13 protein-coding genes are annotated in these 17,637 nt (G+C 68.8%); 5 read left to right on the top strand and 8 right to left on the bottom strand.

Going from position 1 to position 17,637, the window contains the following annotated elements:
- Positions 1 to 42: 42 nt before the first annotated feature.
- A complete protein-coding gene (ngcE, locus tag DEP02_RS04780; protein WP_112466062.1) occupies positions 43 to 1,488 on the bottom strand; it encodes an N-acetylglucosamine/diacetylchitobiose ABC transporter substrate-binding protein in 1,446 nt (481 codons plus the stop codon).
- A gap of 468 nt (positions 1,489 to 1,956) precedes the next feature.
- On the opposite strand from ngcE, the gene DEP02_RS04775 reads away from it, so the two are divergent.
- A complete protein-coding gene (locus tag DEP02_RS04775; protein WP_198668282.1) occupies positions 1,957 to 5,760 on the top strand; it encodes a GH92 family glycosyl hydrolase in 3,804 nt (1,267 codons plus the stop codon).
- Positions 5,761 to 6,011: 251 nt separating this feature from the next.
- Here the strand turns inward: DEP02_RS04775 and acnA are convergent, their stop codons facing one another.
- A complete protein-coding gene (acnA, locus tag DEP02_RS04770; protein WP_112466061.1) occupies positions 6,012 to 8,729 on the bottom strand; it encodes an aconitate hydratase AcnA in 2,718 nt (905 codons plus the stop codon).
- Positions 8,730 to 9,108: 379 nt separating this feature from the next.
- On the opposite strand from acnA, the gene DEP02_RS04765 reads away from it, so the two are divergent.
- Together DEP02_RS04765 and DEP02_RS04760 are read left to right on the top strand one after the other, a co-directional pair.
- The gene (locus tag DEP02_RS04765) at positions 9,109 to 9,306 is read left to right on the top strand and encodes a DUF4236 domain-containing protein (RefSeq protein WP_112466060.1); all 198 of its coding nucleotides are present in this window, start codon (positions 9,109 to 9,111) and stop codon (positions 9,304 to 9,306) included.
- Positions 9,307 to 9,370: 64 nt separating this feature from the next.
- Positions 9,371 to 10,900 (top strand): helix-turn-helix domain-containing protein, encoded by a 1,530-nt coding sequence (locus tag DEP02_RS04760; protein WP_112466059.1) that lies wholly within the window; start codon positions 9,371 to 9,373, stop codon positions 10,898 to 10,900.
- Positions 10,901 to 11,024: 124 nt separating this feature from the next.
- Here DEP02_RS04760 and DEP02_RS33860 read toward each other — a convergent pair whose 3' ends face one another.
- Positions 11,025 to 11,327 carry a site-specific integrase gene (locus tag DEP02_RS33860; protein ID WP_232838963.1) on the bottom strand — a complete coding sequence of 101 codons (303 nt, stop codon included), beginning with the start codon at positions 11,325 to 11,327 and terminating at the stop codon, positions 11,025 to 11,027.
- Positions 11,328 to 11,979: 652 nt separating this feature from the next.
- Here DEP02_RS33860 and DEP02_RS04750 point away from each other — a divergent pair.
- A complete protein-coding gene (locus tag DEP02_RS04750) occupies positions 11,980 to 12,837 on the top strand; it encodes a hypothetical protein (protein WP_112466058.1) in 858 nt (285 codons plus the stop codon).
- On the opposite strand, the gene DEP02_RS04745 is transcribed toward DEP02_RS04750, so the two are convergent.
- From DEP02_RS04745 to DEP02_RS34360, 5 genes are all read right to left on the bottom strand, one after another.
- Positions 12,825 to 13,682 (bottom strand): aldo/keto reductase, encoded by an 858-nt coding sequence (locus DEP02_RS04745; RefSeq protein WP_112466057.1) that lies wholly within the window; start codon positions 13,680 to 13,682, stop codon positions 12,825 to 12,827. The two genes, DEP02_RS04750 and DEP02_RS04745, sit on opposite strands and share 13 nt — an antisense overlap.
- Positions 13,616 to 14,812: a JmjC domain-containing protein gene (locus tag DEP02_RS04740; RefSeq protein ID WP_112466056.1), complete on the bottom strand. Its 1,197-nt coding sequence runs from the start codon at positions 14,810 to 14,812 to the stop codon at positions 13,616 to 13,618. Before DEP02_RS04740 ends, DEP02_RS04745 begins: the two co-directional genes overlap by 67 nt.
- Before the next feature lie 85 nt (positions 14,813 to 14,897).
- Positions 14,898 to 15,065, bottom strand: a complete 168-nt coding sequence (locus DEP02_RS33855) for a hypothetical protein (RefSeq protein WP_198668281.1) — start codon at positions 15,063 to 15,065, stop codon at positions 14,898 to 14,900.
- Between the two features lie 126 nt (positions 15,066 to 15,191).
- Positions 15,192 to 15,485: a hypothetical protein gene (locus tag DEP02_RS34365; protein WP_232838962.1), complete on the bottom strand. Its 294-nt coding sequence runs from the start codon at positions 15,483 to 15,485 to the stop codon at positions 15,192 to 15,194.
- A gap of 44 nt (positions 15,486 to 15,529) precedes the next feature.
- The gene (locus DEP02_RS34360) at positions 15,530 to 16,021 is read right to left on the bottom strand and encodes an ATP-binding protein (RefSeq protein ID WP_232838961.1); all 492 of its coding nucleotides are present in this window, start codon (positions 16,019 to 16,021) and stop codon (positions 15,530 to 15,532) included.
- A 253-nt stretch (positions 16,022 to 16,274) separates the two neighbouring features.
- Here DEP02_RS34360 and DEP02_RS04725 point away from each other — a divergent pair, with 253 nt between their 5' ends.
- Positions 16,275 to 17,618, top strand: coding sequence for an NsdA family TPR-like regulatory protein (locus DEP02_RS04725; RefSeq protein ID WP_112466054.1), 1,344 nt, complete (start codon positions 16,275 to 16,277; stop codon positions 17,616 to 17,618).
- Positions 17,619 to 17,637 lie beyond the last annotated feature (19 nt).

Raw genomic sequence — 17,637 nt, 5'->3', positions numbered from 1 at the left:
CCGGCGCGAAGGCGCCGGGCGGGCCCTGGTGGCGGCGGATCCTCACTGGTGCTTGTAGTGCTTGATCGACGAATCCTTGGCGGTCTCGTCGGCGAAGCCCTGGATCTTCTTGATGGCCTCGGCCGGGGTGAGGCGGCCGGCCATCATCTCGCCGAGACCGGACACGCCGATCTTCTCCTTCTGGAGCTGCACGTACCAGTCCTGGATGCGCGGGTTCACCACGTTCTCGCCGGCCTTGTCGAGCGCGGCGACACCGGACTTCAGGCCCGGGGTGAGCTCGATGCCGTCGGTGCCCCCGTTGTACGCGGTCAGCGACTTCACCTTGGCGGTGAAGTTCTTCGAGGACGCCTCGCTGAGCATGATGCGCAGCTGCTCCATTCCGCCCTCGGTGTTCCTGGCCTTGGCCGGGACGATGAACGGCTCGCCGCCGGAGGCCCAGATGGTGCCGAACGGCATCTTGTCGGAGCTGTCCAGACCGGTGGGCGCGGACACGGCGAGGTCGAAGTCCTGCGGGATGACGCTGGCGGACTCGTTCTCCACCCAGGAGCCGTTCGGGATGAACAGCGCCTTGCCCTGGGCCCAGGCGGTCTGCGACTGGACGTGGTCCAGGCCCGGGGTGCCCTTGAGGACGTAGCCCTTCTTGTAGAGCTCGTAGTAGGCCTCGAAGCAGGCCTTGACCGCCGGGTGCTTCCAGGCGCCCGGCTCGAGGTTGTCGATGGCGTCGAGGACCTCCCGGCCGCCGACCTTGCCGATCATCGGGTAGAGCGAGAAGGGGAGGTAGTACGGGTACTTGCCGGCGTACGTCCAGCCGGCCATGCCCTTCTTCTTGGCCTTCTCGCAGACCCTGAGCATCTCGTCCCAGGTCTCCGGGTACTGCTCGTCGAGCGAGTCCAGGGCCTTCTGCGAGTACCACACGCCGTACACCGTGTAGGCGTAGTACAGGATCCACACCGGCCGGCCGTCGAACTGGCCCATCTCCACGATGCCCGGGCGCAGCGTGTCGCGGACCTTCTTGCCCGGGTCGTCGTAGGACGGCGCGTCCAGCAGCGGGGTGAGGTCCGCGAGCTGGTTCTTGCCGACGAGGACGCCCATGTCCATCTGCTCGGCGCCGGAGTTGTCGATGAGGTCCGGCGGGGTGCCCTGGTTGAAGCGTGGCTGGAGCGTGGACTGGATCTTCTGCGTGGCGGAGAACTTCACCTTCGCCCCGGGGAAGGCCTTCTCGTAGAGCTTCACAGCGTCCTCGGCGTACTCCTTGCCGAAGCCTCCGTCGAACAGTACGAATTCCATCTGCGCGGTGTCGTTGACGCCGAGCGGGTTCTTCTCGGTCTTCTTGCCGGCCTTGGTCTTGTCCTGGCCGCCACCGCCACCGCTGGCGCACGCGGACAGGAAACTCATCGTGGGGACGCCGATCAGACCGAGTGCGGCGGACCGCTTGATCAGATCCCGGCGGCCGACGCCTGTGGGGTTCTCGGCGGAAGTGGATCCCATGCTCAAGTCCTCGCTTTCTCCAGGACTCAGGCGGTGAACCGGATCCTCCCCGGCACCGCGGTCGGGTCAAGCTGGGTCGTGCAGGAGTTACTTCGTGCGTCTTCTACCGGGACCGGTAGGAAAACAAGGAGGCCGGCGCGTTTCGCACGTCAAACCACCTTTCCGGCTCTTCCCGGGCCCGCTTGACGGTCGTTCGAACGGCCACGCGGACGCCGACAGGTATAGTCCACTTCCCGCCACCTGAGCAAGATCGAATACATGGTTCCCCGTCGGTCTTTTCCGAGTTGAGACCTCGGCCGAAACATAAGCCTCCGGCAGGCCTCCTCGACGGAAATATTCACGGCTTTGCGCCCGAACGCCACACACAACACCCTTGACAACACTGGCTACTTGACTCCCTACTGGTCTCTGCGCACCGAGCTGACAACGTTGTCCGAAGCACAGGTACCGCAGGGAGGGTCGTCGCGCATGCAGCGCAGATTACGGCACAGATGGGGTCCGGCGGTCGTCATCACGACCGCCTTCGTCATGGCGGCCGGCTCACCGGGAGCGGCGGTCGCCCTGCCCGGCAAGCCCCCGGCCGCCGACCGGGAGTTCGCCTCCTCGTTCGAGGCCGGCGAGCCGTCACCGGACTGGCTGAACACGGTCGACACCGCCGGGGACGGCAGCAAGCGCGCCTCGGGCGTGGACGGCGGCTACAGCACCGGCATCCCGGGCAATGTGAGCGACCACGTCACCGATGTCCGGGCGAGCGGGGAGAACGCGGGCGCCGGCGAGGTGAAGGAGAACCTCGTCGACGGCGAGTCCGGCACCAAGTGGCTGACCTTCGAGCCCACCGGCTGGGTCGAGTTCGACTTCGACGAGCCGCGGAAAATCACCCGGTACGCCCTCACCTCGGCCAACGACTCCGCCGGGCGCGACCCGAAGGACTGGACCCTGAAGGGCTCCGCCGACGGCAAGGACTGGAAGACCCTCGACACCCGTTCGGGCGAGAACTTCTCCGAACGGTTCCAGACCAGGACGTACGACCTGGCCGAGCCGGCCGAGTACCGGCACTTCCGGCTCGACATCACGAAGAACAACGGCGCCTCGGGCATACTCCAGCTGGCCGACGTGCAGTTCTCCACCGGCGACGGCGGCGGCCCCGTCCCGCAGGACATGCTCTCCCTCGTCGACCGCGGCCCGAGCGGCTCCCCGACCGCCAAGTCGGGCGCCGGCTACACGGGCAGGCGCGCGCTGCGGTACGCCGGCCGGCACACCGCGAAGGGCCGGGCGTACTCGTACAACAAGGTCTTCGACGTCGACGTCGAGGTCGCCCGCGACACCCGGCTGTCGTACCGCCTCTACCCGTCGATGGCCGACGGCGACCGCGACTACGACGCCACCAACGTCGCCGTGGACCTCGCCTTCACCGACGGCACGTACCTCAGCCGGCTGGGCGCCACCGACCAGCACGGCTTCCCCCTGAGCCCGCGGGGGCAGGGCGCGGCCAGGACGCTGTACGTCAACCAGTGGAACAACGTCGTGTCGCGGATCGGCTCGGTCGCGGCCGGCAAGACGGTCGACCGGATACTCCTGGCCTACGACTCCCCCGCCGGCCCGGCGAAGTTCCGCGGCTGGCTGGACGACGTGGTCATCGAGCGGGCCGCGCCGGAGAAACCCAGGGCACACCTGTCGGACTACGTCCTGACCACCCGCGGCACCCACTCCAGCGGCAGCTTCTCGCGCGGCAACAACTTCCCCGCGACCGCCGTCCCGCACGGCTTCAACTTCTGGACGCCGGTGACCAACGCGTCCTCGCTGAGCTGGCTGTACGAGTACGCGCGCGCGAACAACGACGACAACCTGCCCACCGTCCAGGCGTTCAGCGCGAGCCACGAGCCCAGCCCCTGGATGGGTGACCGGCAGACCTTCCAGGTGATGCCGTCCGCCGCCTCCGGCACCCCGGACACCGGCCGCACCGCCCGTGCCCTGGCCTTCCGGCACGAGAACGAGACCGCACGGCCGTACTACTACGGGGTGCGGTTCGAGAACGGCCTCAAGGCCGAGATGACGCCGACCGACCACGCGGCCGTACTGCGCTTCACCTACCCGGGCGACGACGCGAGCGTCCTGTTCGACAACGTCACCGAGCAGGCGGGCCTGACCCTGGACAAGGAGCACGGCATCGTCACCGGCTACTCGGACGTGAGGTCCGGGCTGTCCACCGGCGCCACCCGGCTCTTCGTGCACGGCGTCTTCGACAAGCCGGTGAAGGACGGCTCGGCGAGCGGCGTCAAGGGCCACCTGCGCTTCGACGCCGGCAAGGACCGCACCGTCACCCTGCGCCTTGCCACCTCCCTGATCAGCATCGACCAGGCGAAGGACAACCTGCGCCAGGAGATCCCGGACGGCACCTCCTTCGACACCGTCAGGGCGCGCGCCCAGCGCGCCTGGGACAAGGTGCTCGGCAGGGTCGAGGTCCGGGGCGCCACGCCGGACCAGCTGACCACGCTCTACTCCGGCCTGTACCGGCTGTACCTGTACCCGAACTCGGGCTTCGAGAAGGTGGGCGGGACGTACCGGTACGCCTCCCCGTTCTCGCCGATGCGCGGCGAGGACACCCCGACGCACACCGGCGCGAAGATCGTCGACGGCAAGGTGTACGTCAACAACGGCTTCTGGGACACCTACCGGACCACCTGGCCGGCGTACTCCCTGCTGACGCCGGGTCGGGCGGGCGAGATGGCCGACGGCTTCGTGCAGCAGTACAAGGACGGCGGCTGGACCTCCCGCTGGTCCTCCCCCGGCTACGCCGACCTGATGACGGGCACCTCCTCGGACGTGGCGTTCGCGGACGCGTACGTCAAGGGCGTGCCGATGGACGCGAAGGCGGCGTACGAGGCGGCGGTGAAGAACGCGACGGTCGTGCCCCCGTCCTCGGGCGTGGGCCGCAAGGGCATGACCACCTCCCCCTTCCTCGGCTACACCACCACGGCCACGCACGAGGGCCTGTCCTGGGCGATGGAGGGCTACGTCAACGACTACGGCATCGCGAGGATGGGCGAGGCCCTGTACAAGAAGACGGGCCGGAAGCGCTACAAGGAGGAGGCGGAGTACTTCCTCGACCGGGCCCAGGACTACGTCAGGCTCTTCGACTCCGAGGCGGGCTTCTTCCAGGGCCGTGACGCCAGGGGCGACTGGCGTGTGGACTCCTCGAAGTACGACCCGCGCGTGTGGGGGTACGACTACACGGAGACCAATGGCTGGGGCTACGCCTTCACCGCCCCGCAGGACAGCCGGGGCCTGGCGAACCTGTACGGCGGGCGCAAGGGCCTCGCGGACAAGCTCGACACCTACTTCGCCACGCCGGAGACGGCCTCCCCGGAGTTCGTCGGCTCCTACGGCGGTGTCATCCACGAGATGACCGAGGCGCGGGACGTGCGGATGGGCCAGTACGGCCACTCCAACCAGGTCGCGCACCACGTCATCTACATGTACGCCGCGGCGGGACAGCCGTGGAAGGCGCAGGAGAAGGTCCGTGAGGTGCTGTCCCGGCTGTACGTCGGCAGCGAGATCGGTCAGGGCTACCACGGCGACGAGGACAACGGCGAGCAGTCGGCCTGGTACCTCTTCTCCGCGCTCGGCTTCTACCCGCTGGTGATGGGCAGCGGCGAGTACACCATCGGCTCCCCGCTGTTCACCAAGGCGACGGTCCACCTGGAGAACGGCCGGGACCTCGTCGTCGAGGCGCCGAGGAACAGCGCGGAGAACGTCTACGTGCAGGGCGTGCGGTTCAACGGCAAGGCGTGGAACTCCACGTCCCTCCCCCACTCGCTGCTGTCGAAGGGCGGGGTCCTGCAGTTCGACATGGGTCCGCGGCCGTCGTCGTGGGGCACGGGCGAGGGCGCGGCGCCCGTGTCGATCACGACCGGTGACAGGGCGCCGGCCCCGCGGTCGGACGTGCTGGAGGGTGACGGCGCGCTGTTCGACGACACCTCGTCGACGGACGCGACCGTGACGACGGTGGACCTGCCGGTGGCCGAGGCCGCCGGGGCGGTCCAGTACACCCTGACCTCGTCCGCCGACCGCACCAGGGCCCCAGCCGGCTGGACCCTCGAGGCCTCCGCCGACGGCAGGACCTGGAAGACGGTGGACCGGCGCTCCGGCGAGTCCTTCGCCTGGGACCGGCAGACCCGCCCCTTCACGATCGCCTCGCCGGGCACGTACCGGAAGTACCGCCTGGTCCTGGACGGCGCCTCGACCCTGGCGGAGGTGGAGCTGCTCGCCTGACGCATGCACCACGCATGCACCACGCATGACGGGGGGCGGACCGCGAAGGGTCCGCCCCTCCGGGTCGTGCGGGCTGGGCGAGGCAGGAGCCACCCGCACCCGGCGGGTTCCGGTCCGCCGAATGGGAGCGCTCCCACCTCACTTGGCAGTGAACGTAGCGCGGGCGGCGGCGGCTGTAAACGCCTGGTGCCGAAGCACTTGGGCCGCACCACCGTTGCCGGGGATGCGGCCCAAGTGCCGTAGGGGATCCGTTACTTGCGGATCAGGCTGCGCAGCACGTACTGCATGATGCCGCCGTTGCGGTAGTAGTCGGCCTCACCGGGGGTGTCGATGCGGACGATCGCGTCGAACTCGATGCCCGTGTCGGTGGTGACCTTCACCGTGCTCGGCGTGCGGCCCTCGTTGAGCTCGGTGACGCCGGTGATGGAGTAGGTCTCCTCGCCGGTCAGCTCGAGGCTCTCGGCGGTGCGGCCCTCCGGGAACTGGAGCGGCAGGACGCCCATGCCGATGAGGTTGGAGCGGTGGATGCGCTCGTAGGACTCGGCGATCACGGCCTTGACGCCGAGCAGCGCGGTGCCCTTGGCCGCCCAGTCGCGGGACGAGCCGGAGCCGTACTCGGTGCCCGCCAGGATCACCAGCGGGACGCCGGCGGCCTGGTAGTTCCGCGAGGCGTCGTAGATGAACGACACCGGGCCGCCCTCGCGGGTGAAGTCCCGGGTGTAGCCGCCCTCGGTGCCCGGGGCGATCCGGTTGCGCAGGCGGATGTTGGCGAACGTACCGCGGATCATGACCTCGTGGTTGCCGCGGCGCGAGCCGTAGCTGTTGAAGTCGCGGCGCTGGACGCCGTGCTCGATCAGGTACCTGCCCGCCGGGGTGTCGGCCTTGATGGCGCCGGCCGGGGAGATGTGGTCGGTGGTGACCGAGTCGCCCAGCTTGGCGAGCACCCGGGCGCCGGTGATGTCCTCGACCGGCTCCGGCTCCATGCCCATGCCCTCGAAGTACGGGGGCTTGCGGACGTAGGTCGACTCCGGGTCCCACTCGAAGGTGTCGCCGGTCGGGATGGGCAGCGCCTGCCACTGCGCGTCGCCCGCGAAGACGTCCTCGTAGGACTTGCTGAACATGTCCTCGCCGATGGTGTTGGCGATGACGTCGTTCACCTCGGCCTCGGAGGGCCAGATGTCGCGGAGGTAGACGGGCTTGCCCTCCTGGTCGACGCCCAGCGCCTCGGTGGTGATGTCCACCTGCATCGAGCCGGCGATGGCGTACGCGACGACCAGCGGCGGGGACGCCAGGTAGTTCATCTTGACGTCGGGGTTGATCCGGCCCTCGAAGTTACGGTTGCCGGAGAGCACCGAGGTCACCGCGAGGTCGTGCTTGTGGACGACCCTGGAGACCTCGTCCGGCAGCGGCCCGGAGTTGCCGATGCAGGTGGTGCAGCCGTAGCCGACGAGGTTGAAGCCCAGCTTGTCGAGGTACGGGGTCAGGCCCGCCTTGTCGAAGTAGTCGGTGACGACCTTGGAGCCCGGGGCGAGGGTGGTCTTGACCCATGGCTTGCGGGTCAGCCCCTTCTCCACGGCCTTCTTCGCCACCAGCGCGGCGGCGACCATGACCGTCGGGTTCGAGGTGTTGGTGCAGGAGGTGATCGCGGCGACCGTGACGGCGCCGTGGTCGATCTCGTACTCCGAACCGTCGGGGGCGACCACCGTCGACGGGTTCGACGGCACGACGTGCTCGCTCTCGGCCGGGGAGTCGGAGGCCGGGAAGGACTCGATGCCCGCCTGGTCGACGTCCGTGACGTAGTTGCGCACGTCGAGGGTGAACTGCTCGGCGGCCCGGGTGAGCGGGATGCGGTCCTGCGGGCGCTTGGGGCCGGCCAGCGAGGGAACGACCGTGGAGAGGTCGAGCTCCAGCTTCTCGGAGAAGTCGGGCTCGGCGGCCGGGTCCAGCCAGAGGCCCTGCTCCTTGGCGTACGCCTCGACGAGCGCGACCTGCTGCTCGGAGCGGCCGGTCAGGCGCAGGTAGCTCAGCGTCTCGTCGTCGATCGGGAAGATCGCGGCGGTGGAGCCGAACTCCGGGGACATGTTGCCGATGGTGGCGCGGTTGGCCAGGCTCGTCGCGGCGACGCCCTCGCCGTAGAACTCCACGAACTTGCCGACGACACCGTGGTGGCGGAGCATCTCGGTGATGGTCAGCACGAGGTCGGTGGCGGTGGTGCCGGGCTGGAGCTCGCCGGTCAGCTTGAAGCCGACGACCCGCGGGATCAGCATGGAGACCGGCTGGCCGAGCATGGCGGCCTCGGCCTCGATGCCGCCGACGCCCCAGCCGAGGACGCCGAGGCCGTTGACCATGGTGGTGTGCGAGTCGGTGCCGACCAGGGTGTCCGGGTAGGCCTTGCCGTCGCGGACCATGACGACACGGGCCAGGTGCTCGATGTTGACCTGGTGGACGATGCCGGTGCCGGGCGGGACGACCTTGAACTCGTCGAAGGCGGTCTGGCCCCAGCGCAGGAACTGGTAGCGCTCCCGGTTGCGGTCGTACTCCAGGTCGACGTTCACCTTGAAGGCGTCCTGGGTGCCGAACTTGTCGGCGATGACGGAGTGGTCGATGACCAGCTCGGCCGGGGCCAGCGGGTTGATCTTCGCCGGGTCGCCGCCGAGCTCCTTGACGGCCTCGCGCATGGTGGCGAGGTCCACGACGCAGGGCACGCCGGTGAAGTCCTGCATGATCACGCGGGCGGGCGTGAACTGGATCTCCTCCGACGGATGGGCCTGGGAGTCCCAGTTGCCGAGGGCGCGGATGTGGTCGGCGGTGATGTTCGCGCCGTCCTCGGTGCGGAGCAGGTTCTCCAGCAGCACCTTCAGGCTGTAAGGCAGTCGGGCCGAGCCCTCGACCTTGTCAAGCCGGAAGATCTCGTACGACTCGTCGCCCACCTGCAGCGTGCTGCGGGCGTCGAAGCTGTTCGCCGACACGACACTCTCCTTCACTCTTGTGCGCGTACCACCACGATCCTGCCGCCACGGCGTCTCGGCCAGTCCAGTAAGGTGAGGCTAAGTTAGGTGTGCCTTACTTGGAGGGCGGCTGCGGTGCTCCTGGCAGATATCTCGATGTCGAGATAACCCTAGTACATGGGGGCGCAATGGTCATGTGCGGGCGCGGATTGGGCGCGGTGCGCCGACGGGAGGGCCGGGACCGTACGGCGATGCCACGCCGCGCGGAGGACGGGGCGCCGCGCCCGGCCCGGCTCAACTCGGCACCCTCACCCATCAGTACGCCAAGTCGGGGTATCCGGAGGGGAACTGGCAGTGAACGCGACGGGTACTGCTGGACCGACTTCGGGAGGAGGACCCCATGCCGCTCACGTTCCGCAAGAGCTTCCGGATCCTTCCGGGAGTGCGCCTGAACATCAACAAGCGCTCCTGGTCGTTCACCACCGGCGGAAAGCACGGGCCGCGGTACACCCACAGCAGCACGGGACGCCGTACGACATCGATGGATTTGCCCGGACCTTTCGGGTGGCGTCGAACCCGTAGGGGCAAGCGTCACTGACAGTGCATCACCCGAATGGACCCCCCAAGAGGCGCCATCTCATATCTGAGATAACCTCAACCCCATGGCAGACGACTACCTCGTACGCATCGGCCAGCTCATCCGCGACGCCCGGCAGCACAGAGGCTGGACACAGGCGCAGCTGGCCGAAGCGCTCGGCACCAGCCAGAGCGCCGTCAACCGCATCGAGCGCGGCAACCAGAACATCAGCCTTGAGATGATCGCCCGAATCGGTGAAGCCCTGGACAGTGAGATCGTATCCCTGGGCTACGCGGGCCCGATGCACCTGCGGGTGGTGGGCGGACGCCGCCTGTCCGGTGCCATCGATGTGAAGACGAGCAAGAACGCGTGCGTGGCCCTGCTGTGCGCCTCACTGCTCAACCAGGGGCGCACGGTGCTGCGCCGGGTGGCCCGGATCGAGGAGGTGTACCGCCTGCTGGAGGTGCTGAACTCCATCGGCGTGCGCACCCGCTGGATCAACGACGGCACCGACCTGGAGATCGTGCCGCCGGCCGACCTCGACATGGGCGCGATCGACGCCGAGGCCGCCGTGCGCACCCGGTCCATCATCATGTTCTTCGGGCCGCTGCTGCACCTCATGGACCACTTCAAGCTGCCGTACGCGGGCGGCTGCGACCTCGGCACGCGCTCCATCGAGCCGCACATGATCGCGCTGCGCCGGTTCGGGCTGGACATCACCGCCACCGAGGGCCAGTACCACGCCGTGGTGGACCGCGCCGTCCGCCCGGACCGCCCGATCGTCCTGACCGAGCGCGGCGACACGGTGACCGAGAACGCGCTGCTGGCGGCGGCCCGCCACGACGGGGTGACCGTCATCCGCAACGCCTCCTCCAACTACATGGTCCAGGACCTGTGCTTCTTCCTGGAGGCGCTCGGCGTGCGGGTCGAGGGCATCGGCACCACCACGCTCACCGTGCACGGCGTGCCGGTCATCGACACCGACGTGGACTACTCCCCCTCCGAGGACCCGGTGGAGGCGATGAGCCTGCTGGCCGCCGCGGTCGTCACCGAGTCCGAGCTGACGGTCCGCCGGGTGCCGATCGAGTTCCTAGAGATCGAGCTGGCGGTCCTGGAGGAGATGGGCCTCGACCACGACCGTACGCCCGAGTACGTCGCGGACAACGGCCGCACCCGCCTGGTGGACCTCACCGTGCGCCCCTCCAAGCTGGAGGCGCCCATCGACAAGATCCACCCGATGCCGTTCCCCGGCCTGAACATCGACAACGTCCCCTTCTTCGCGGCGATCGCGGCCTCCGCGCAGGGCAAGACGCTGATCCACGACTGGGTCTACGACAACCGCGCGATCTACCTGACCGACCTCAACCGCCTGGGCGGTCGCCTGCAACTCCTCGACCCCCACCGGGTGTTGGTCGAGGGCCCCACCCGCTGGCGCGCCGCCGAGATGATGTGCCCGCCGGCCCTGCGCCCCGCCGTGGTCGTCCTGCTGGCCATGATGGCCGCGGAGGGCACGTCGGTGCTGCGCAACGTGTACGTCATCAACCGGGGTTACGAGGACCTCGCGGAACGGCTGAACTTGATCGGGGCGCAGATCGAGATCTTCCGGGACATCTGACCGACGGCTGCCGCCGCACCCTATGTGACCTGCACGAATGCGGGTCTGGAAGGGGTGCGGCGGCGCCTCTGGGACTTCTCTGGGACTTTGGGTCGGGGCCGGGCTGTTCCCGGTCGCCCGGGAGCTACCCGAAGACGGCGTCTATGGCGGCGCTGCCACGTGCGCCCGCGCGGGGCAGGAAGTGGGCGTACTTCCGGAGCGTGAACCCGGGGTCCGAGTGGCCGAGCCACCGAGCCAGGGAGACGACCGACTCGCCGGCCTCCAACTGCTCGGAGGCGTAGAAGTGCCGCAGGGCGTGGTAGCCGTGCTCTCGCGAGGGCTCCCGCACGCGGGCTCCGTCCGGAGCGCTCTCTTCCAGCGGGGCGATCACGCCGGCCTCGGCCAGAGCGGGCTTCCAGACGTAGGAGTTGAAGTAGTTCCGGGCCAAAGCCCGAGTCCCGCACCGATCTCGATGAGGACTCAGTAGCGCTCCGGCAGAGCGGCACGCACCGCGAGCACTCGCTCCGGCGGCCACGCTTCGACCCGACCGGGAGCGGCTGCCGGAGGTCGAACCGTACTGGCGCGGCAGGGGTTGCGTGCGAGCCGGCGGTCTTCGACGGCCGCCTGCAGGATGCCGGACAGCGTTGCCCAGACGAGCCGGATGGAGGTGGGACCGAGGTCCTTCTCCAACCGCTTCTTCCAGCTCCGCAGCGCTTCCGTTCCGACGCTGTTGAGCGGCAGCGCGCCAAGGTGGGGGACGATGTGCCGACGTACCCGCTGTTCGATGCGCTCCAGGGTGGACGGGTCACCGCTCTGGGTGGGCCACCAGTGGGCCGAGCCGTAGTCCTTGAGGGAGAAGGCTCCGTCGCGTGGATCGACGAACTCGCCTCGGCGTGCGTCGGTCTGGGCCCGGCCTGTCGATGACCGCGCCGACGTCTTCGGGGATGCCGGAGCGGAACTGGCGGTATTACCTGGTGGTTCCGGTGAACAGGCTCATGTGGGCCGCCGTCCTGTGAGGTGCTGGATGGATGCAGCTGACGGTTGCCGCCGGTTCCTCGTGTCGGACTGTCTCCCGCCGCCCCGCTGCTACGGTCGCGTGTATGACGCTCTCGGTCTCCACGGGGCAGGCTGTTGACCTACGGGTGCAGCCGGTTGACGAGGTTCTTGATCGCGTCGCGCGGTCTCTCCAGGTGCGCCTGCTCCCGGGTACGGTAGTGCGCAAACGCCGGTCTGTGGGAGCCCGGACAGACCGCGATACCTGGGTCCGGGTCGAGCGGCGCTCGCCCGACAAGATCGCCGATCAAGGGTGGAACGGCACCGAGTGTGCCGCCCGTCTGGAAGGCGTCGCCCAACCGACATGGCAAGGATGTGTGGTCTGGCGGGACGCGGACGGACCGGTGATGTGGCGGGCCGACGAAACCGGCCTCCTGCCGGCCGCTCCCGTCGGAAGCGCCGTCTTGAGCAAAGCCCCGGAACTGCCGAATGAGTGGTGGGAGGCGTTGAACGCCTCGCTGGACGCGCTGGCGGCTCACAGGACGAGGCGGGTCGCCACACCGGACACCGACACCATCACCCAGGAACTGGTCACCGAGTCCATCCGAGGTGCCTTCTCCGGCGGCTTCGATACGACCGTCCAGCGATGGGTGCCGGCCCACGCGGACCTGAACTGGGCCAACGTGACCGCTCCGGTGTTCAGCCTCTTCGACTGGGAGGACTGGGGGAACGCACCGCAGGGGCTGGACTCCGCCTCACTGTGGGCGAGTTCGCTTGCCGTCCCCGCTCTGGCCGATCGCGTACGGCAGGAGCGCCGACGCGACTTCGAGAGCCGGGACGGCAAGCTGATGACGCTGTTCGTCTGCTCGAAGATCCTCGGGCCGTACGCACATCCGGAGGACCCTCGGCTGGAACCCGCGCGACGCATGGCCGAGCAGGTCATCGAGGAGCTTCAGGCGGGCTGACCCTGCAAGCGGTCACGAAGGAGTCTCCAATACTCCTGGATGGTCCGCTCCTCGACCTCGCCGGTCAGGGCGCCGACGAGTTCGCCCAGATGGGCGGGTTCGTCGGTGCCCACGGCGACAGAGCTGACCCGCGGGAGGTGATAGGCGGCCCGAAAAGCTGCCTGCACGCGGGAGAGCCGACTGCTGTCCCGTAGGAAGACGCGCGGGTCGATCCTGGCCCACACCGGGGCGCTGGTGCTGCCTCCGAAGGGGCTCATCCCCCACACCGCACCGTCGCCCAGGTCCCATGCCTTGATGAGGACATCAGCGGCATCGAGCGTTCTGGCTCCGACCAGCAGGCCGGCGCGGACCATGAGCACCGACGGCCTCGGTGCGGTCGGGTCGATCAGGTTCAGCAGCGGTGACGGGTTCCAGGAAGCGACGCCCCAGGCGGTGCACAGCCCTTTCGCCGCAGCGTCGTCGAGGGCGGTGCACGCCTGCGCCAGCACGTCCCGGCCATGTGGAACGCCCTCACGGAGCGAGTGTTCCGGGTTGTGCAGGAACACCAGGTCGGGCTCCCGTCCGAGGTCCCCGGCCGCCTGTTCCACAGCTGCGCGCAGTCGTACGGGATCCAGGCAGTGCTCCCCGCCGTTCCGCCACGGGAAGTATCCGACCTTCGTGGAGACCGTGAACTGCGGCAGCAGATCACCGGCCGTCCGCGCCAGGATCCGATGCGAGCGGAAGCCGAGGTAGTTGGTGCTGGTGTCGAGCGCGGTGACACCGAGATCGAGCGCTCCGGTCAGGAGACGGCGCTCGTGACGAGACCGGTGTAGCCCGAGGACAACTCGGGTGTCAGCACCGCGCACAGCTCCTCCTTCACCAGGATCTCGGCCAGCTCCGTCACTTCGGCCCCGACGACGGCCGCGGCCCGCTCCAGCGGGACCGGCCTGCCGCTCAGCAGCATCCGCAGCGCGGGCAGGGCCTTGACCGTGAGGGTGAGCTTCTTCCCTGCGGCCACCACGTCGACGGTCTCCCCGTTCTCCAGGACCCGGGGAGGGAAGTGGGTGGTGCACACCACGCCGTCGAGCGGCCCGAGGATGTCGAGGAACGGCACGTGGCGCGGCAGCGCCGTCTCCTGCTCGTACGCGGTCAGGAAGTCGGCCGGGGAGCGTTCGCCGACCAGCGTGGTGGCGGCCTCGGTCAGGGCCTCGCTGTCGGGTCCGTGCCGGCGGTCCAGGTCGTGCCGAAAGATCTCGTGTTCGCGGCACCAGTCGGCCAGCCAGGCGAGCCAGCTCGCTCCGGTGCGTTTGGTGATGCCGAACGTGACGTGAAGGCTCTTTCCCGAGCCGCTGCCGGTCCGGGTCGCCTGATGCCAGTGTCCTCGGGGGATGTGCATGACGTCGCCGGCCTTCAGGAGGCCGTACCAGATGATCTCGTCGCTCGGGGTGTTGTTGGGGTCGGAGTCCCGGTACATGGGGACCTTGCGCGAGGTCGAGCGCACCTCCCACTCCTTCTCGCCCGCGAGCTGCACGATCACGACGTCGTGATCGTCCCAGTGCAGGGGGAAGCCGTCGGCGTCGTTCGTCGTCAGGTATGCGTTGACCTGCACGCGCTCGTGGGACCACCACTGCAACGCCCGGCACGCGACCTCCATCGTCGGATCGAAGACGTTGGCCTGGTCGAGGATGAGCGTCGCACCTTCCCGCAGGAGCCTTCCGAGGCTGCGCATGTTGACCATGGGGATGCCCTGGCCCCGGGGGCTGACGCTGTCGGTGTAGTAGACGGCCGGGTGCACCTCCTCGCCCTTCTGGAAGCACCGGAACTGCGGGCGGTTGAGGCTCCTGCGCATCGCGATGTCGAGCAGGCGGTTCGGAGTCAGAAGGCGGGAGACGAGTGCGGGATCGTCCATACTCCCCCGCACGAAGCCCTTACCCAGCTCCTCCGCTCCGCTCCATCCGAGCGCTGTCTCGATGGCGCCGATCAATCGATGTTCCATCGTTGCGTCCTCCATGGGTTCGACCACGTGATGCGGACACGGTGGGGCCGGCACGGCCAGTCGTGCCGGCCCCACCGCTTGGTGCCTACTCGCTGTCGTGCAGGTTGCCGTCGCCGCCCGGCCACGGCGCGTCGCCGGAACTTCCGGCGTTGTCGGACCGGAGGCTGTCGTACCGGTCGTGGACGGCGGTCAGCTCTTCCACTGCCACCAGGAGGCCGCTTTGGGCCGGAGGCGGTGTCGTGCGCTCTGCCACCTCGTACTCCTTCCTCTTCGGTTCTCCCGCCAGGGCTCCGGCGGGAGGTAGTGGCCGCCCCACGGCCGTGGGAGAAGCGGATTTCCGTGGGGCGGCGGTCATCGGGCGACGCGATGAGCCGCAGCGCTACACCGGCGGCCGAGCAACCCGGCCGTTCATCGGCAGGACGTCCGCGTCCTGGCGCATGTTGGTCTCTAGGACCCGCTGGTCCAGTTCGTACAGACACGCGCGGCAGGCGTAGAGGGCCGCGTGCATACCGCTCGACCGGACGGGACCGATCCACGTCACCTCGACGCCGTCACGTCCACACCACAACCAGCACTCACCACGCGCCTGCCATTCATGGCGGTCCCACAGGGCGTAGGCGGTGGGCTCCCCTGTGACGGGGTCGATGTCGCGGCGGGTGGGCCGGAACACCACATCGGGATCAGGAGGCGGAGCCGCTCGTACTACGTACCGCCCCATCACGCGACTGCCAGGGTGAGCGACTTCAACTCGGCTACGACTCCACGCTTCGGCCTCAGCGCGAATAATCTGCGCAGAACGGCAGCACGGATGGCAGGCGCCGCCGTGGGAAGTACGATCTCCGCCCATACGCGCTTCCCGTGACCGGAGGGTTCCCAGGCACACCGCGCCGCAAGAAGGCCGACCAGCGCCAGGCCGCGCCCGCTCTCGTCGTCGGCTTGGGCACAACCCATCTGCGGAGCCGATGGATTGCCGTCCAGGACGTCGATCACCAAGCGACCGGGCCGGTGGTACAGCGCAATGGTGACCGGCCCCTCCCCGTGGACCACGGCGTTGGTGATGAGCTCGGAGGCGACGAGACGGATGGCGTCGACTGTCTCCTCGTCCAGCGGCACACCCCACGTACGCACCTTGTCGACGACTATGCGCCGGGCGAGGGGCACTTCCCTTTCCGTACCCGCAAGGACGAACCGATGGACGAACGTGGGCATGACGGACGCCTCCGAAGAGCTGGAGAGCGGCTCCATCTCCGACGGTGATACGGGAATGGAGCCGCCGATCTGAGGAGCCGTTCCGAGAGCGAGCGCCCTGGGCGTGCCTCATGGACGGCTGATACTCAGTCAACGGCGCCAGCTCGCACGTCGGAACGTTTCTAGGGGGTTTCTCCTGGGGACGCCCTCCCCGTTCACGGACACGGGAAGTAGCCTCCCAACTACGCCGTGAGGGGATGACGGGAGTGATGACGTGCCTGGTGAGCCGTTAGCAGTTCATCCGCTGAGCTTCGTCCTCCAGACGCGCGGGTGGGGGAAGGCCGAATTCGCCCGGCTCATGCAGAAGCACGGGAGGACGCTCGGGATCCCCCTGGCGACCAACCGGACGACCGTATGGAAGTGGGAGCAAGGACAGGAGCCGGACGCGGATGCCCAGCGTGTCCTCGCCGACCTGCTGCGTGTCCCGGACGAACAGGTGCGCGCGGAAGGATGGCCCCGGTGGCTCCCCGTTTGGGAGGTGACGGGGCTCACCGCTCCGTGGACCGAGGCCGGCACGGTCGAGGCGCTGTCCGATCTGGTGGGGAGTGGCCGCATGGATCGCCGGGGCTTTCTCACCATCACCGGCGCCGCCTTGACGGGGCTCGCGGCGAGCTGGGTGGACGCACCCTCCGCCTTCGCCTCGGCGCTGGGCGGTGACCGGGTCACGGACACGATGGTCTCGACGATCGAGCAGCGCATCTGCACCCTCCGCACGCTCGACGACCAACTCGGAGGCGCCCGGCTTCTGGAGCAGGCACGCGGTGATCTCGCCCTGGTCACCGGTCTCCTCAGCGGTGGGCGGTACACCGACAGGGTCCGCCTCCGCCTGTACGCGCTGGCGGCCCGAGTGTCGCACCTGACCGGCTGGATGGCCTACGACGCCGGCCTGCGATCCGCCGGCCAGCGCTACTACGTCGGCGCCCTGCGCAGCGCCCGTACCGCCGGGGACGACGCCTTCGGCGCCTTCATCCTCGCGGAGATGGGAGTGCACGTCTCCGAGGCCGGACGCACCGCCGAGCGGGTCGACCTCATCTCGACCGCCATCGACAACGCTCCCCACTCGCTGTCGCCCTGCACCCAGTCCTTCCTCTACCTGCACAAGGCCGAGGCGCTGTCACGCGACGGCTACCACCGCAAGGCCGGAACGGCACTGAACCGCGCCACTTCCCTCTGGGAGCGTGATGCGACGGAGGAGAACCCGGACTGGCTCGACTGGTTCGGCGAGGCGCAGTTGAGATCGACCGAGGGCAAGGTCCTGTTGCGCTCCGGGCAGGTGGAGCGCGCGACGAGTTCCCTGGAGACCTCCGTGGCGAGCGCGGCTCCCCGGGACAAGGCCGTACGGTCCAGCCGCTTGGCCGAGGCGCGACTCGCCGGCGGTGACCTGGAGGGAGCGCTGGACGCCGCGAACCACGGCGTCGGGCTCCTGGAGGACAGCGTCAGTTCCGTACGGGCTCTGGACCGCCTGAAGGAGTTCTCCGCGCGGCTCGAACCGCACAAGTACGTGCCTTCTGTCCGCGAGTTCCGCGAGCGCCTGCAGGAACTACCCGTCGTCATCTGACAACCATCGTCTGGACACC

The sequence above is a fragment of the Streptomyces triticisoli genome, assembly GCF_003270085.1.
GTDB classification, from domain to species: domain Bacteria; phylum Actinomycetota; class Actinomycetes; order Streptomycetales; family Streptomycetaceae; genus Streptomyces; species Streptomyces triticisoli.
The sequence above is the reverse complement of the archived record's forward strand: the minus strand, read 5'-3'. Positions and strand labels throughout refer to the sequence as shown.

Bases quoted from the DNA above. Each gene is read 5' to 3' on its own strand.
- ngcE (WP_112466062.1), bottom strand. From the start codon at position 1,488: ATGGGATCCACTTCCGCCGAGAACCCCACAGGCGTCGGCCGCCGGGAT.
- DEP02_RS04775 (WP_198668282.1), top strand. From the start codon at position 1,957: ATGCAGCGCAGATTACGGCACAGATGGGGTCCGGCGGTCGTCATCACG.
- DEP02_RS04765 (WP_112466060.1), top strand. From the start codon at position 9,109: ATGCCGCTCACGTTCCGCAAGAGCTTCCGGATCCTTCCGGGAGTGCGC.
- DEP02_RS04760 (WP_112466059.1), top strand. From the start codon at position 9,371: ATGGCAGACGACTACCTCGTACGCATCGGCCAGCTCATCCGCGACGCC.
- DEP02_RS04750 (WP_112466058.1), top strand. From the start codon at position 11,980: ATGACGCTCTCGGTCTCCACGGGGCAGGCTGTTGACCTACGGGTGCAG.
- DEP02_RS04740 (WP_112466056.1), bottom strand. From the start codon at position 14,812: ATGGAACATCGATTGATCGGCGCCATCGAGACAGCGCTCGGATGGAGC.
- DEP02_RS34360 (WP_232838961.1), bottom strand. From the start codon at position 16,021: ATGCCCACGTTCGTCCATCGGTTCGTCCTTGCGGGTACGGAAAGGGAA.